The sequence below is a fragment of the Gammaproteobacteria bacterium genome (assembly GCA_015709695.1).
Classification (GTDB): Bacteria; Pseudomonadota; Gammaproteobacteria; order Steroidobacterales.
Genome location: CP054183.1, coordinates 2,574,420 through 2,587,583, shown reverse-complemented (window position 1 = coordinate 2,587,583; position 13,164 = coordinate 2,574,420). Strand labels below are relative to the sequence as shown.

The 13,164-nt window shown below is 68.9% G+C and carries 11 protein-coding genes; 10 read left to right on the top strand and 1 reads right to left on the bottom strand.

Annotation, left to right across the window (positions count from 1 at the left end):
• The first annotated feature begins 34 nt into the window (after positions 1 to 34).
• The 7 genes from HRU81_11965 to HRU81_11935 all read left to right on the top strand — a co-directional run bounded on the left by HRU81_11965 (position 35) and on the right by HRU81_11935 (position 8,907).
• Positions 35 to 2,287, top strand: a complete 2,253-nt coding sequence (locus HRU81_11965) for a type IV pilus secretin PilQ (GenBank protein QOJ32769.1) — start codon at positions 35 to 37, stop codon at positions 2,285 to 2,287.
• A 39-nt stretch (positions 2,288 to 2,326) separates the two neighbouring features.
• Entirely contained in the window at positions 2,327 to 4,240 is a 1,914-nt protein-coding gene (locus HRU81_11960) for an Ig-like domain-containing protein (GenBank protein QOJ32768.1), read from the top strand.
• Positions 4,241 to 4,358: 118 nt separating this feature from the next.
• Positions 4,359 to 4,892 carry a shikimate kinase AroK gene (gene aroK / locus HRU81_11955; protein QOJ32767.1) on the top strand — a complete coding sequence of 178 codons (534 nt, stop codon included), beginning with the start codon at positions 4,359 to 4,361 and terminating at the stop codon, positions 4,890 to 4,892.
• A 5-nt stretch (positions 4,893 to 4,897) separates the two neighbouring features.
• Positions 4,898 to 5,995, top strand: a complete 1,098-nt coding sequence (gene aroB, locus HRU81_11950) for a 3-dehydroquinate synthase (GenBank protein ID QOJ32766.1) — start codon at positions 4,898 to 4,900, stop codon at positions 5,993 to 5,995.
• Complete coding sequence (locus tag HRU81_11945) at positions 5,995 to 7,218, top strand: deoxyguanosinetriphosphate triphosphohydrolase (GenBank protein ID QOJ32765.1); 1,224 nt, start codon at positions 5,995 to 5,997, stop codon at positions 7,216 to 7,218. The genes aroB and HRU81_11945 overlap by 1 nt, the downstream gene beginning before the upstream one ends.
• Positions 7,219 to 7,324: 106 nt before the next feature.
• Positions 7,325 to 8,056, top strand: a complete 732-nt coding sequence (gene pyrF / locus HRU81_11940; GenBank protein ID QOJ32764.1) for an orotidine-5'-phosphate decarboxylase — start codon at positions 7,325 to 7,327, stop codon at positions 8,054 to 8,056.
• Entirely contained in the window at positions 8,053 to 8,907 is an 855-nt protein-coding gene (locus HRU81_11935) for an SDR family oxidoreductase (GenBank protein ID QOJ32763.1), read from the top strand. The genes pyrF and HRU81_11935 overlap by 4 nt, the downstream gene beginning before the upstream one ends.
• Here HRU81_11935 and HRU81_11930 read toward each other — a convergent pair.
• Entirely contained in the window at positions 8,891 to 9,499 is a 609-nt protein-coding gene (locus tag HRU81_11930; GenBank protein ID QOJ33393.1) for an arylesterase, read from the bottom strand. The genes HRU81_11935 and HRU81_11930 overlap by 17 nt on opposite strands.
• Before the next feature lie 7 nt (positions 9,500 to 9,506).
• Here HRU81_11930 and HRU81_11925 point away from each other — a divergent pair, with 7 nt between their 5' ends.
• The 3 genes from HRU81_11925 to HRU81_11915 are packed head-to-tail and all read left to right on the top strand — an operon-like array spanning position 9,507 to position 13,158.
• Positions 9,507 to 10,205 carry an ATP-binding cassette domain-containing protein gene (locus HRU81_11925; protein QOJ32762.1) on the top strand — a complete coding sequence of 233 codons (699 nt, stop codon included), beginning with the start codon at positions 9,507 to 9,509 and terminating at the stop codon, positions 10,203 to 10,205.
• Positions 10,202 to 12,694, top strand: coding sequence for an ABC transporter permease (locus tag HRU81_11920; GenBank protein ID QOJ32761.1), 2,493 nt, complete (start codon positions 10,202 to 10,204; stop codon positions 12,692 to 12,694). The genes HRU81_11925 and HRU81_11920 overlap by 4 nt, the downstream gene beginning before the upstream one ends.
• Positions 12,695 to 12,732: 38 nt before the next feature.
• Positions 12,733 to 13,158, top strand: a complete 426-nt coding sequence (locus HRU81_11915; protein ID QOJ32760.1) for an NUDIX domain-containing protein — start codon at positions 12,733 to 12,735, stop codon at positions 13,156 to 13,158.
• Positions 13,159 to 13,164 lie beyond the last annotated feature (6 nt).

The window sequence follows — 13,164 nt, the reverse complement described above, 5'->3', positions numbered from 1 at the left end:
GCCCCCCAGGGGGAGAGCGTGGGAGTAAGTGACGATGAGCACGGCTAGGCCAGCAGTAGTATTCCGGGCGCCCGGGGCATCGGGTGTCGACGGCGGTTTGCTCGGGCGGGCACTCGCCGCCGGGGCCATGGCCATCCTCACCGCGCTCGCGGTGCTGGCGGGCCTGGTACTGGCGACTTCGGGTGCGCTGGCCGCCGATGCGGCCCTGCAGTTGCAGGACGTGCAGGTGCAGACCCTGCCGGGGAACAAGGTGGAGCTGGAGCTCAAGCTCTCCGGCGCCGCACCGGAGCCGCTGTCCTTCACGATCGAGAACCCGGCCCGTATCGCTCTGGATCTCCCCAACACCGTGATCGCGCTGCAGTCACGGCGCAAGGACGTCGGGATCGGCAACCTGGCGACCGTGCTGGCCGCCGAATCGGGTGGTCGCACCCGTGTCGTCCTCAATCTCGACACCATGGTGCCCTACCAGACGCGCGTTGCCGGCAACAGCGTGTTCGTGACGCTGGGCACGCCGGGCTCCGGCGCGGCCACCTCCACCGCAAGCGCCGAGGCCGCCTCGGCCCCGGCAGTCGCCGCACCGGGCGGCGCCTCGGCCACAACCCCGGGTGCCGCCCGCAGCATCCAGGCTGTCGACTTCCGCCGCGCGGAGAACGGCGGCGGGCGCGTGATCCTCAATCTCTCCGAGGTCGGAGCGCCGGTCGATGTGCGCAAGGAAGCCGGCCAGATCGTGCTGACCCTGGGCAATACCCAGCTCCCGGATTCCATGGTCAAGCGCCTGGACGTGACGGACTTCGCCACCCCCGTGGACACCGTGGACGTCTCCCGCGTGGGCGCCAATGCCCGCATCGTGATCGCCGCGCACGGCAACTTCGATGAGCTGGCCTACCAGTCCGACAAGGTGTTCACCGTCGAGGTGAAGCCGGTCGTCAAGGCCGCGGTCGAGCAGAAGGCCACGCTGTTCAGCCCGGACAAGCAGTACTCCGGCGAGAAGCTGACGCTCAACTTCCAGGACATCGAGACCCGCGCGGTGCTGCAGCTGCTGGCCGATGTCAGCGGCCGCAATATCGTCGTCTCCGACTCGGTGCAGGGCAACGTCACCCTGCGCCTGCAGAGCGTGCCCTGGGACCAGGCGCTGGACATCGTGCTGGCCACCAAGGGTCTCGACAAGCGCCAGAACGGCAATGTCATGATCATCGCGCCGGCGGAGGAGATCGCCGCCCGCGAGAAGGCCGACCTCGAGGCGCGCAAGGAGATCCGCCAGCTCGAGCCGCTGGTCTCGGAGTACCTGCAGGTCAACTATGCGAAGGCGGACGACCTCGCCAAGCTCATCAAGGGCAAGAGCCAGAACTCGCTGCTGTCCGAGCGTGGTTCGGTGGCCCTCGACGAGCGCACCAACACCTTGCTGGTGCAGGACACCGCGGAGCGGGTGACCGATATCCGCCGGCTGGTGTCGACCCTCGATATCCCGGTCCGCCAGGTGCTCATCGAATCGCGCGTGGTGGTGGTCCGTGACGACTTCAGCCGCGACCTCGGCGTCCGCTGGGGCGTCACCGCGGTGGATGACCACGGCAGCAGCCTGCTGTCCACCACCGGCAGCGCAGCCGGCAACGACACGATCGTCGGCTCGGCCATCAGCAACATCAACAGCACCGGCAACCCCTACCCGGTGACGACGCCGACGCTGAATGACCGCTTCAACGTCAACCTGCCGGTGGCCAATCCGGCCGGACGGCTGGCGGTGGCGCTGCTCAACGAGAATTTCCTCGTCGACCTGGAACTCTCGGCGTTGCAGGCCGAGGGCCGGGGCGAGGTGATTTCCTCGCCGCGGGTCATCACGGCCAACCAGAAGGAAGCCTTCATCAAGCAGGGCGTGGAGATCCCCTACCAGGAATCATCCAGCAGCGGCGCCACCAGCACGCAGTTCAAGGAAGCGGTGCTGTCGCTCACCGTGAAGCCGCAGATCACGCCGGATGACCGCATCATCATGGACCTGCGGGTCACCAAGGACAGCGTCGGCAAGGTCATCACCAACGAGCGCGGCGGCCAGGTGCCCAGCATCGACACCCGCTCGGTCGAGACCCAGGTGCTGGTCAACAACGGCCAGACCGTCGTCCTCGGCGGTATCTACGAGACCGAGCAGGGCGAGGACATGCGCAAGGTGCCGTTCCTCGGCGACATTCCCGGGCTCGGCTACCTGTTCCGTTCCAGCACGCGCGTCTCGAAAAAGTCCGAGCTGCTGATCTTCGTCACGCCGAAGATCCTGAAGGAAGGCTCGAGCATTTATTGATCGGGTGCCGTACGGGGCATCGCTGAGGATCTTGTACCCATGAACAGAAATCGCACACTTCTGGTTTCCCTGCTGGCGCTGGTGCTGGCCGCTTGCGGCGGTGGTGGCGGGTCCATCCTTTCGCCGCCCGATGGCAACACGGCCGCTGGATCTGTCGCATCGATACAGCTGATCGCCAACAACACGCAGCTGCCGTCCGACAAGACGGGCTCAGAGAAGGTGCTGATCACTGCCATCGTCCGTAATGCGAGCAACAACGTCGTCGCCAACGTGCCGGTGGCCTTGAGCGCCGACTCCGGCGCGTTGCTGGTCACGCAAGGCACCACGGACGCCAATGGCACGGCTACAGCTGAACTGACCAACGGCCTCGACCCCACCAATCGCATCATCACGGTCACTGCGACCGCAGGTATAACGCAGACGCTCAGTATCGCTGTTGTCGGCACGACCCTCAGCCTCACTGGCCCGCCAGCACTGGCGTTGAACAGCACTGGTCAGTTCACTGCGTCGCTGAAGGATTCTGCTGGCGCCGGCATCAGCGGGATTTCGGTAGCGTTTACCTCCGCCAATGGCAATGTCGTGAGTCCGCCGACCCGCACCACCAATGCTTCAGGCAGTGCGGACGGTACACTGACGGCTGGTACGGCGGGTTCCGGCGGCGGTGACACAGTCACGGCCACGGCCATGGGCATGACGGCCACGGCGGATGTCAGCATCTCCGGCGATTCCTTCGCCTTCATCGCGCCTGCACCGAACTCGGAGGTCATCCTCAACACCGGGCAGGTGGTGCAGCTGCAGTGGCTGCAGAATGGCAACCCGGTCCCCAATGGTTCCGTCGTCCAGTTCTCCACGACCCGGGGTTCGGTCTCCGGCGTGTTGCCGACTGCCGGTGGCGTCGCCCAGGCCACCATTACCAGCAGCACGGCGGGTAGCGCCATTGTCACCGCCCGAGATCCGGTCAGTAACACCACGGCAACGCTGAATATCGAGTTCGTCGCCACCAACCCGGCATCGCTGGATCTTCAGGCGTCACCGTTCACGGTGCCGGTGAGTGGCCAGTCCACGCTGACCGCGGTGGTGCGTGACGTGAACCAGCAGGTGGTGAAGAACGCTGTGGTCTACTTCGAGGTGGTCAGCGATACCAGTGGCGGTGCCGGCATCGCACCGGGCAGCGTCACCACCAATTCGGTGGGAACGGCGCAGGCGGTGTACACCGCCGGACCCAACGCCACCGCCCAGAATGGTGTCACGCTTCATGCCTATGTTCCGGACCCGAACCCCCTGAATCCGCCCCTGGCCGAGGACTCGGTCCAGCTCACGGTGGCACAGCAGGCGCTGTTCATCTCGCTCGGCACCGGCAATGACCTGTTCGAGCCGACCACAGCGTCGTTCGCCAAGGAATGGGACATCATCGTCACCGATTCCGTCGGTGCAGCCGTCGCCAACAAGGTGGTGCAGGTCAGCCTCAACTCGGTCAAGTACTACAAGGGCGCGATGGTGCAGGGAATGACCAGCTGGGGCCGAGGTACGGAAGGTGTCAACTACCAGTCCTGCAACGACGAGGACACCAACCGCAACGGCATCCTCGACCCCCTCGAGGACATCAACGGCAGCGGCCGCCTGGAGGCGGGCAACATTGCCACCGTTGCGGCGGTGAGCCCCTCGGCACCCGCCACCAATCCCTGCGCGACGGCCAATGCCGGCAGTACCGCCGTGGCGGTCAGCACCAATAACCAGGGGCTCGCCCGGGTCTGCGTGATCTACCCGCAGAACTACAACTGGTGGGTGCGTGCCGAGATCGAGGCGAGTGCCTCGGTATCGGGTACCGAGTTCGCGCGTGCCCAGCAATTCCTGCTCGATGCCAAGGCCGAGGACGTCAACAATGTCTCGGCGACGCCGCCCGGCGAAGAAAGCCCCTTCGGCACCGTGCTGAACTGCGCGGATCCCAACTGACGAATCCTCCCGCCGCTGGCCGGTATCGCCAGCGGCGGGACGATGACCAGCGCCGGCGCAAGCCGGCCGCCGCGTTTCCCTCCGGGGCATAGCCGCCCGCCACGCTAGAATGGCGCCCATGCGCCCCAGCGACAGCATTTTCCTCATCGGCCCCATGGGTGCCGGGAAGTCCGCCGTGGGCCACAAGCTGGCCGAGGACCTCGGGCGCGAGTTCATCGACAGCGATGAAGTCATCGAGGCGCGTACCGGGGTGGACATTCCCTACATTTTCGAGCGCGAGGGTGAGGCGGGCTTCCGTGCCCGCGAACGCCAGGTCATCGACGAGCTGACGCAACGGCCCGGCGTGGTGCTCGCCACCGGCGGCGGTGCGGTGCAGGATGCGGGCAGCCGGGCGCTGCTGGGCTCGCGCGGCCGGGTGGTGTACCTGCATGCGTCGGTGGAGCACCAGCTGCGGCGCATCCGCAGCAGCAAGCAGCGGCCGATGCTCAAGGGTGGCGATCCGCGGGAGATCCTCGAGGCGCTGATGGCGCTGCGCGACCCGCAGTTCCGTGAGATTGCCGATGTCATCGTCGAGACCGACGGGCGGCGCGTCGCCGCGGTGACACGCGAGATCTGCCGGCGCCTGGATGAGCTGGAACAGGGAGGGAAGTGACGGCCATGATGACCATCACCGTGGACCTGGACACGCGCAGCTACCCGATCTACATCGGCAGCGGCCTGCTGGGCCGGCGCGGGCTGCTCGATCCGCACGTCGCCGGGAGGGATGCGCTCATCGTCACCAATGCCACGGTGGCACCGCTCTACCTGGACCGCCTGCTCGGCACGATCCGCACGGCGGGGTCGTCCAGCCGCGGCCGCGTCGAATCCCTGACCCTGCCCGACGGCGAGTCGCACAAGACCATGGCCACGGCGGAGCGGATCCTCGATGCGCTGGTCGCGCACCGCTTCGGCCGCGACTGCGTGGTGCTGGCGCTGGGCGGGGGCGTGGTCGGCGATGTCACCGGCTTCGCCGCGGCCACCTACCAGCGCGGCGTGGATTTCATCCAGGTGCCGACGACGCTGCTCGCCCAGGTGGATTCCTCCGTCGGCGGCAAGACCGGCATCAACCATCCTGGCGGGAAGAACCTGGTGGGGGCATTCCACCAGCCGCTGTGCGTGGTCTCCGACTCCGACACCCTGCGCAGCCTGCCGGACAGGGAGCTCTCCGCCGGCCTGGCCGAGGTGCTCAAGGGCGCGCTGATCGCCGATGCGCCCTTCTTCGAATGGCTCGAGGCGCATGCCTCGGATCTGCTGGGCCGCGAGGCCGCTGCGCTCAATCACGCCATCCGCCGTTCCTGCGAGATCAAGGCCGAGGTGGTGGCCGGCGACGAGCGGGAGCGCGGACGCCGCGCGCTGCTCAACCTCGGCCATACCTTCGGCCATGCCATCGAGCTCTGTGCCGGCTACGGGACCTGGCTGCACGGCGAGGCCGTGGGCGCCGGCATCGGCATGGCGGCCCGCTTCTCGCAGCGCCTGGGCTGGCTGCGGGCCGCCGATGTGGCACGCATCAACACGGCGCTGCAGGCGCTGCGCCTGCCGACGAAGCCGCCAGCGGCGGATCCGCAGGCCTTCCTGGCTGCCATGGCCATGGACAAGAAGGTCCTGGCGGGGCGGATGCGCCTGATCCTGCTGCCCGCCATCGGCCAGGGCAGGGTGTCGGCGGATTTCAACCCGCAGGAGCTGCAGGACTTCGTGCGTGGCGAACTCGCGGCGTAGTGCCGGCGCGAGGGGAAGGCAGGTGGGACCCCTCGTTCCATCTCAAGGAACGAGGGGTCCCACCCGCCTTCCCTGAGCCGCTTGCCGTGTACGCGGCGAGCGATGCCACCAGCCGCGGACGGCGGTACGACGAGCCGGCACACCCGTACCGGAGCGCCTTCCAGCGTGACCGCGACCGCGTCCTGCACTCCGGGGCATTCCGCCGCCTGGTCTACAAGACCCAGGTATTCGTCAACCACGAGGGCGACCTCTACCGCAGCCGCCTGACCCACTCGCTGGAGGTGGCACAGATCGGGCGCACCGTCGCCGGCTGCCTCGGCCTCAACCAGGACCTCGTCGAGGCCATCTGCCTCGCCCACGACCTCGGCCACACGCCCTTCGGCCACTCGGGCCAGGACGCGCTCGACCGCTGCATGAAGCCCTGGGGCGGCTTCGAGCACAACCTGCAGTCACTGCGGGTGGTCGAGGAACTCGAGGAGCGCTACCTGGCCTTTCCCGGGCTGAATCTCAGCTTCGAGACGCGCGAGGGGATCCTCAAGCATTGCTCCCTGGCCCACGCACGCGGTCTCGGCGAGCTGGGCGAGCGTTTCATCCTGCGTCGCCAGCCGGGCCTCGAGGCGCAGCTGGCCAACCTCGCCGACGAGATCGCCTACAACAACCACGATGTCGACGACGGCCTGCGCGCCGGCCTGCTGACCGTGGAGGAGCTGGCCAGTGTCGGCCTGTTCCGCCGCCACCATGATGCGGTGCGCAGGATGCGCTCCCGCCCGAGCCGGCGAGTGCTGATCCACGAGACCGTGCGACGCATGATCAACGAGGTCGTCACCGACCTCGTCCGGGCCACGGCGGAGCATATCGACGCCGCCGCGCCGGCCTCCATCGAGGACGTGCGCGCCCGGTCGCGGGCGCTGGTCCGCTTCAGCCCGGAGGTCGCGGCCGGACACCGTGAACTGAAGACATTCCTGCGTCGCCATCTCTATCGCCACGAGCGGGTCCTTGCCATGAACCGGCAGGCCCGCCGGGTGATCGAGGCGCTGTTCCTGCGCTTCATGAACGACGTGAGGGCGATGCCGGCCGAACATGCCGCGCGCGCCCTCGCCTGGGACCGCGAGCGCGGCGAGGCCGGTCGGGCCCGCGCCGTCGCCGACTACGTTGCCGGCATGACGGATCGCTACGCTGTGGCGGCCTACCGGCGGCTGGTCGACCCGACCCTCGCCTGGTAGGGATACCGGGCGCGGCCTCCGCGGTAGCGCCGATGGAATTGGGTACACTGTGCCCCCGTTTCGCCGATCCCTGTCGATCCCCTGCCGATACCCAAGGGAAACCGCCATGGCCACCAGCAAGTCCATCGATCCCCGCGATCGCCTCATTTTCGCCATGGATGTCGCCGAGCCCGCCGCCGCGCGCGAGCTGGCGGAACAACTGGGTGATGCCGTGCAGTTCTACAAGCTCGGCCTCGAGATGATGATGTCGGGAGGCTACTTCGAGCTGCTGGACTGGATGGCCAGGCGGGGCAAGAAGGTGTTCGCCGACCTCAAGTTCTTCGACGTGCCGGCCACGGTGGGCGCGGCGGTGCGCCAGCTCGCCCGGCGTGGCGTCAGCTTCGCCACGGTGCATGGCAACCAGGGCATCATGGAGGCGGCCGCGAAGGCCAAGGGCGAGGTGAAGATCCTTGCCGTCACCGTGCTCACCAGCCTGGATCGCGGCGATCTCGATGACCTCGGCTTCGCCTGCGACGTGGAGCAGCTGGTGCTGTCACGGGCACGCCGTGCCCTCGAGGCCGGCTGCGATGGCGTGGTGGCCTCCGGTCTGGAGCTGCCGGCCATGCGCCGGGCCGTGGACCAGCGCCTGCTGGTGGTGACGCCGGGCATACGTCCCGTGGAGAACCGCCCTGCGGACGACCAGAAGCGTGTCGTCACCGTGGAGCAGGCGTTTCGCGACGGCGCGGACTATATTGTCGTCGGCCGGCCGATCCGTGACGCGGCGGACCCGCGCCAGGCGGCGCAGGCCATCCAGGCGACGATCGCCGGCATGTTTTCTTCCCGGGGAGCACAGCAATGATTCTTCTGACAGGAGCCACCGGCAAGACCGGTGGCGAGACCGCGAAGGCACTGGCCGCGCGCGGCGTGAAGGCCCGCGCCCTGGTGCGCAACGTGGAGAAGGCCGCGGCCCTCGAAGCGGCCGGCATCGAGGTCGTCGCCGGTGACATCGGCGATGCCGCGAGCGTCCGCAAGGCGCTGGCCGGCATCGACAGGCTGCTGTTGCTGCTGCCGAACGGCGAGCAGCAGCTCGCCCTCGAGAAGCAGATGGTGGACCTGGCTCGCGAGGCCGGTGTGCGCCATGTCGTGAAGATGTCCTCCATGGAGTCCATGGTGAATGCCACGGCGCCCATCCCGCAGATGCACTGGGCGGCCGAGCAGTACATCCGCGCTTCCGGCCTGGCCTGGACCATGCTGCGGCCGAATTTCTTCATGCAGAATTTTCTCGCCAACGCGAAGTCGATCAAGGAGAACCGCTCGTTCTCGCTGCCGATGGGCGATGGCAGGACGGCCATGGCCGATACCCGCGACATCGGCGCCGTGGCGGCCGAAGCCCTGGCGGGCCAGGGCCATGAGGGCAAGAGCTACGACATCACCGGCCCCGAGGTGCTGACCTTCCATCAGGTCGCGGAAAAGTTCTCCGCGGTGCTGGGCACGAAGATCAGCTACGTGCCGGCCGACCCCGAGGCCTACCTCGGCATCCTCAGGCGCGTGTTGCCCGAATGGCACGCCAATGCGGTCTCGGCACTGTTCCGCGAGATCGCGGCCGGTGAAGTGCTGCCGCACCTGTCCGACACCGTGCGCCGGCTGCTCGGGCGCGAGCCCATTTCGCTGGAGCGGTTCGTCCGCGACCACATCAGCGCTTTCCGCTGAGCGCACGGATCTCCCGTTCTATGACCGGCCAGGCGTTGTCGAGCAGCCTGGACTGGCCGGCGGCGTTGGGGTGGATGCCATCGGCCTGCATCATCGCGGGGTCGAGGGCCACGTCCTTCATGAAGAAGCCGATGACGGCGGCGCCGGTCGTCTTCGCCACCGCGGGATAGATGGCGGCGAAGCTGGCCGTGTAGCGCTCGCCGTAGTTCGGCGGCATCTGCAGGCCGGCCAGGATGACGCGCGCGCCGGCATCCTGCGCCATCCGCGTCATGGCGGCGAGGTTGTCGCGGATCAGGGCCACGGGCGTGGCGCGCAGGCCGTCGTTGCCGCCGAGTTCGATGATGACGATTGCCGGCTGGTGCAGCTTCAGCGCGCGCGGCAGGCGCCCGAGGCCACCGGTGGTGGTGTCGCCGCTGGTGCTGGCGTTCACCACCCGATATCCGTAACCTCTGGCCTCCAGCCGGTCCTGCAGCAGCGCGACCCAGCCCTGCCCGGGCTCCAGGCCGAAGCCGGCACTCAGGCTATCGCCGACGACCAGCAATGTCCGCGCGGCATCCGCAGCCTGCGCCGGCTGCCAGGCGGCAACCAGCATCAGGACGATGAGCTTGGCGGATCGGAACGACAATCTGGACAGGGTAGTACTGCGCACGGCGGGGCTCGGCAAGCAGGTTAGCAGCCCCGAAGGGCCGCTGACCATCCTCGATGACGTCAGCCTGGAGATCCGCGCCGGCGAGACGGTGGCGCTGGTGGGGCCCTCCGGTGCCGGCAAGACCACGCTGCTCGCGCTGCTCGCCGGACTCGACCAGCCGAGCTCCGGTCGCGTGTGGCTCTGTGGCGAGGACCTCACGCAGCTCGACGAGGATGGCCGCGCGCGGCTGCGCGGCAAGCGCGTGGGCTTCGTCTTCCAGTCCTTCCACCTGGTGCCGTCGCTGACCGCGCTGGAAAACGTCATGCTGCCGCTGGAACTCGCCGGTGAACGGCAGGCTGCGGGCCGCGCCCGGGAGGTGCTGGCATCCGTGGGGCTCGAGCGCCGCCTCGCGCATTACCCGAAGCAGCTCTCGGGCGGGGAGAAGCAGCGCGTCGCCATCGCACGCGCCTTCGTCACGCAGCCCGAGGTGCTGTTCGCCGACGAGCCGACCGGCAACCTCGATACCGCCAGCGGGGAGCGCATCGCCGGGCTGCTGTTCGGGCTCAATCGCCAGGCCGGCACCACGCTGGTGCTGGTGACCCACGAGCGCGAGCTGGCGGCCCGTTGCGACCGGGTCCTCGAACTGGTCGGCGGCCGGTTGCAGGCGTGAACACGCTGCGCTTCGCCCTGCGCTCCCTCGGCCGCAGCCTGCGTGGCGGCGAGCTCAACGTGCTCATCGCGGCGATCGTTCTGGCGGTGGCGGCGATCACCGCCGTCGGCTTCTTCACCGACCGCGTCGGCCGCGCCATCCGCCAGCAGGCGAGCGCGATCCTGGCGGCGGACCTGGTGATCCGCTCGCCGGCGCCGATCGCGGCGGGTCTCCTCGACGAGGCGCACGCGCTCGGCCTGCGCACCGCCGAGGCGGTGGGTTTTCCCTCGGTGGTGCTCACCGACACCGACCAGAGCTCGCTCGCCACCATAGAAGGTGTCACGGCCGGCTACCCGCTGCGCGGCGAAATGAAGATCTCGACGCAGATGTTCGGCGCGGCCAGCGTGGCCAGCGGCATCCCCGCCATCGGCGAGGCATGGGCCGAACCCGGCCTGCTGGGCAAGCTCGGCATCGAGGTGGGGGCGCGGGTGCAGGTGGGCAAGCGCCAGCTGACAGTCACGCGGGTGCTCGAGTACCAGCCCGACCAGAACCCGGGTTTCGCCAACCTGGCGCCCTCGCTGCTGGTGAACATCGCCGATGTCGCCGCCATGGACGTGGTGCGGCCCGGCAGCCGGATCACCTACCGCCAGCTGTTCGCCGGCGACGAGGCCGCGCTGGCCGCCTTTCGCAGCGAAGTTGCGCCGCGGCTTGATCGCGAGGCGGTATTCCGCGACCAGCGGGATGCGGGGCAGCAGATCAACGAGGCCATCGACCGTGCCCAGCGGTTCCTGACGCTCGCTTCGCTGGTCACCGTGGTGCTGGCGGCGGTGGCGACCGCCATGGCCGCGCGCCTCTACGCCCTGCGGCACCTGGACACGGTCGCCCTCCTCAAGAGCATCGGCGCCACCCAGGGCTTCATCGAGCGCCTGTCGCTGCTGCAGCTCGCGGTCATCGTGCTGGGCACCACGGCGGCGGGTTCGCTCATCGGCTTCGCTGCCCAGCAGGTTCTGGCGGTCCTGTCGGGGGGGCTGCTGCAGGTACAACTGCCGCCGCCGCGCGTCCTGCCGGCCTGGCTCGGGGCACTGACGGCGGCCACGGTTGCCTTCGGCTTCGCCCTGCCGCAGCTCTGGCAGCTGCGCAGGACGCCACCCATCCGCGTGCTGCGCCGGGACCTGCCGCCGCCGCCGTTGTCGGCGGGCCTGGCCTATGCCGTCGCCGTCGCGGCGCTGGCCGGCATGATCTACGCCATCGTGCGCGACCTGCTGCTGGTAGGCCTGATCGTCGGCGGCCTGCTGGCGCTCGCGGCGGTTTCGGGGCTGGCCGGCTGGGGCCTGGTGGCGCTGGTCGCCCGCTTCCGCGGCGCGGCCGGCGTGGCCTGGCGGTATGGCCTCGCCAACATCTCGCGGCGCGGCCTGGAGAGCATCGTGCAGATCGTCGGCTTCGGCCTGAGCCTGATGGTGCTGCTGCTGCTCACCGTGGTGCGCAGCGACCTGCTCGGCGCCTGGCGGCAGGCCATCCCCGAGGATGCGCCGAATTACTTCCTGATCAACATCGATCCGCCGACCTGGCCCGCCATGCGCGATTTCATCCGCCAGGAAATCGGCTCGACACCGGTCTCGCTGCCGTTCATCCGCGGACGGCTCACCGCCATCAACGGCACCGACGTGGCGAAGCTCGGGATGCGCGAGGGGCCCGGCGCGAGCTTCATCCGCCGCGAGCAGAACATCACCTGGACGGCCGAACTGCCGGAGAGCAACCACGTCCGCAGCGGCCAGTGGTGGGGTCCCGGTTACCGTGGCCCGCCGCAGATTTCCCTCGAGCAGGATGTGGCGCGCAGCCTCGGCGTAAAGGTCGGCGATACCATGACCTTCAACATCGCCGGCGAGGAGTTCACCGCGCCGGTGACCAGCATCCGCAGCATCGAGTGGGACTCCTTCGCGCCGAACTTCTTCCTCATGCTGTCTCCCGGTCTGGCTGCCGAGCTGCCCCAGACCTACATCGCCAGCTTCCATGTGCCGCCGGAGCGTCGGCACAGGCTCAATGACCTGGTGCGGCGGTTCCCGGGCGTCACGGTGTTCGACCTCGAGGCGATCCTCTCGCAGGTGCGCCTGGTGGTGGACCGGGCGTCGCTCGCGGTGCAGTACGTGTTCCTGTTCACGCTTCTGGCAGGCGTCATGGTGCTGCTGGCGGCGGTGCAGGTGACCCGCGACGAGCGCCGCTTCGAGAGCGCCATCCTGCATGCGCTGGGTGCCGACCGGCGCAAGATCCTGCAGGGCGTCGCCGCGGAATTCACCACGCTGGGCGCGCTCTCCGGCACGCTCGCCGCCCTGGGCGCGACGGCCATCGGCCTGGTCCTGGCGGAGCAGGTGTTCGACCTCCGCTACACGGTGAGCCCGTTGCTCTGGCCGGCCGGGCTGCTGCTCGGGGCGGTGCTGGTGGGCCTCACCGGCACGCTGGCGGCACGCCGTGCCGTGGACGAACCCCCGGTGGCGGTGCTGCGCGACGCCTGAAGTGCCCGGGGCACGGGCATCTATATACTGCATGGCCCATGAGACGGGGACACAAGGTGCTGTCCTGCGGGGCCGTGGTCCTGCGGGAGACGCGGGACGGCTGGCGCCTGCTGCTGCTGCGCGCCTTCACCCACTGGGACTTCCCCAAGGGCCTGCTGGAAGCCGGCGAGCAACCGCTGCAGGCTGCCCTGCGCGAGGTGCGGGAGGAGACCAGCCTCGACGACCTGGTACTGCCCTGGGGCGAGGACTTCCACGAGACCGGGCCCTACAGCCGCGGCAAGACCGCCCGCTACTACCTCGCCGTCACTTCGCGCAGCGACGTCGCCATCCTCCCCAACCCGGAGACCGGACGCCCCGAGCACAGCGAATTCCGCTGGTGCAGCTTCGCCGATGCCCGCGCCATCGCCTCGCCCCGGGTCAGGGAAGTGATCGACTGGGCAGGGCAGCGGATCGGTGCCGGCTGAGCCGGG

Coding starts and splice junctions, on each gene's coding strand:
- HRU81_11930 (QOJ33393.1), bottom strand. CDS start 9,499: ATGCTGGTTGCCGCCTGGCAGCCGGCGCAGGCTGCGGATGCCGCGCGG.
- aroB (QOJ32766.1), top strand. CDS start 4,898: ATGATGACCATCACCGTGGACCTGGACACGCGCAGCTACCCGATCTAC.
- HRU81_11925 (QOJ32762.1), top strand. CDS start 9,507: ATGAGCTTGGCGGATCGGAACGACAATCTGGACAGGGTAGTACTGCGC.
- HRU81_11965 (QOJ32769.1), top strand. CDS start 35: ATGAGCACGGCTAGGCCAGCAGTAGTATTCCGGGCGCCCGGGGCATCG.
- pyrF (QOJ32764.1), top strand. CDS start 7,325: ATGGCCACCAGCAAGTCCATCGATCCCCGCGATCGCCTCATTTTCGCC.
- HRU81_11935 (QOJ32763.1), top strand. CDS start 8,053: ATGATTCTTCTGACAGGAGCCACCGGCAAGACCGGTGGCGAGACCGCG.
- aroK (QOJ32767.1), top strand. CDS start 4,359: ATGCGCCCCAGCGACAGCATTTTCCTCATCGGCCCCATGGGTGCCGGG.
- HRU81_11960 (QOJ32768.1), top strand. CDS start 2,327: ATGAACAGAAATCGCACACTTCTGGTTTCCCTGCTGGCGCTGGTGCTG.
- HRU81_11915 (QOJ32760.1), top strand. CDS start 12,733: ATGAGACGGGGACACAAGGTGCTGTCCTGCGGGGCCGTGGTCCTGCGG.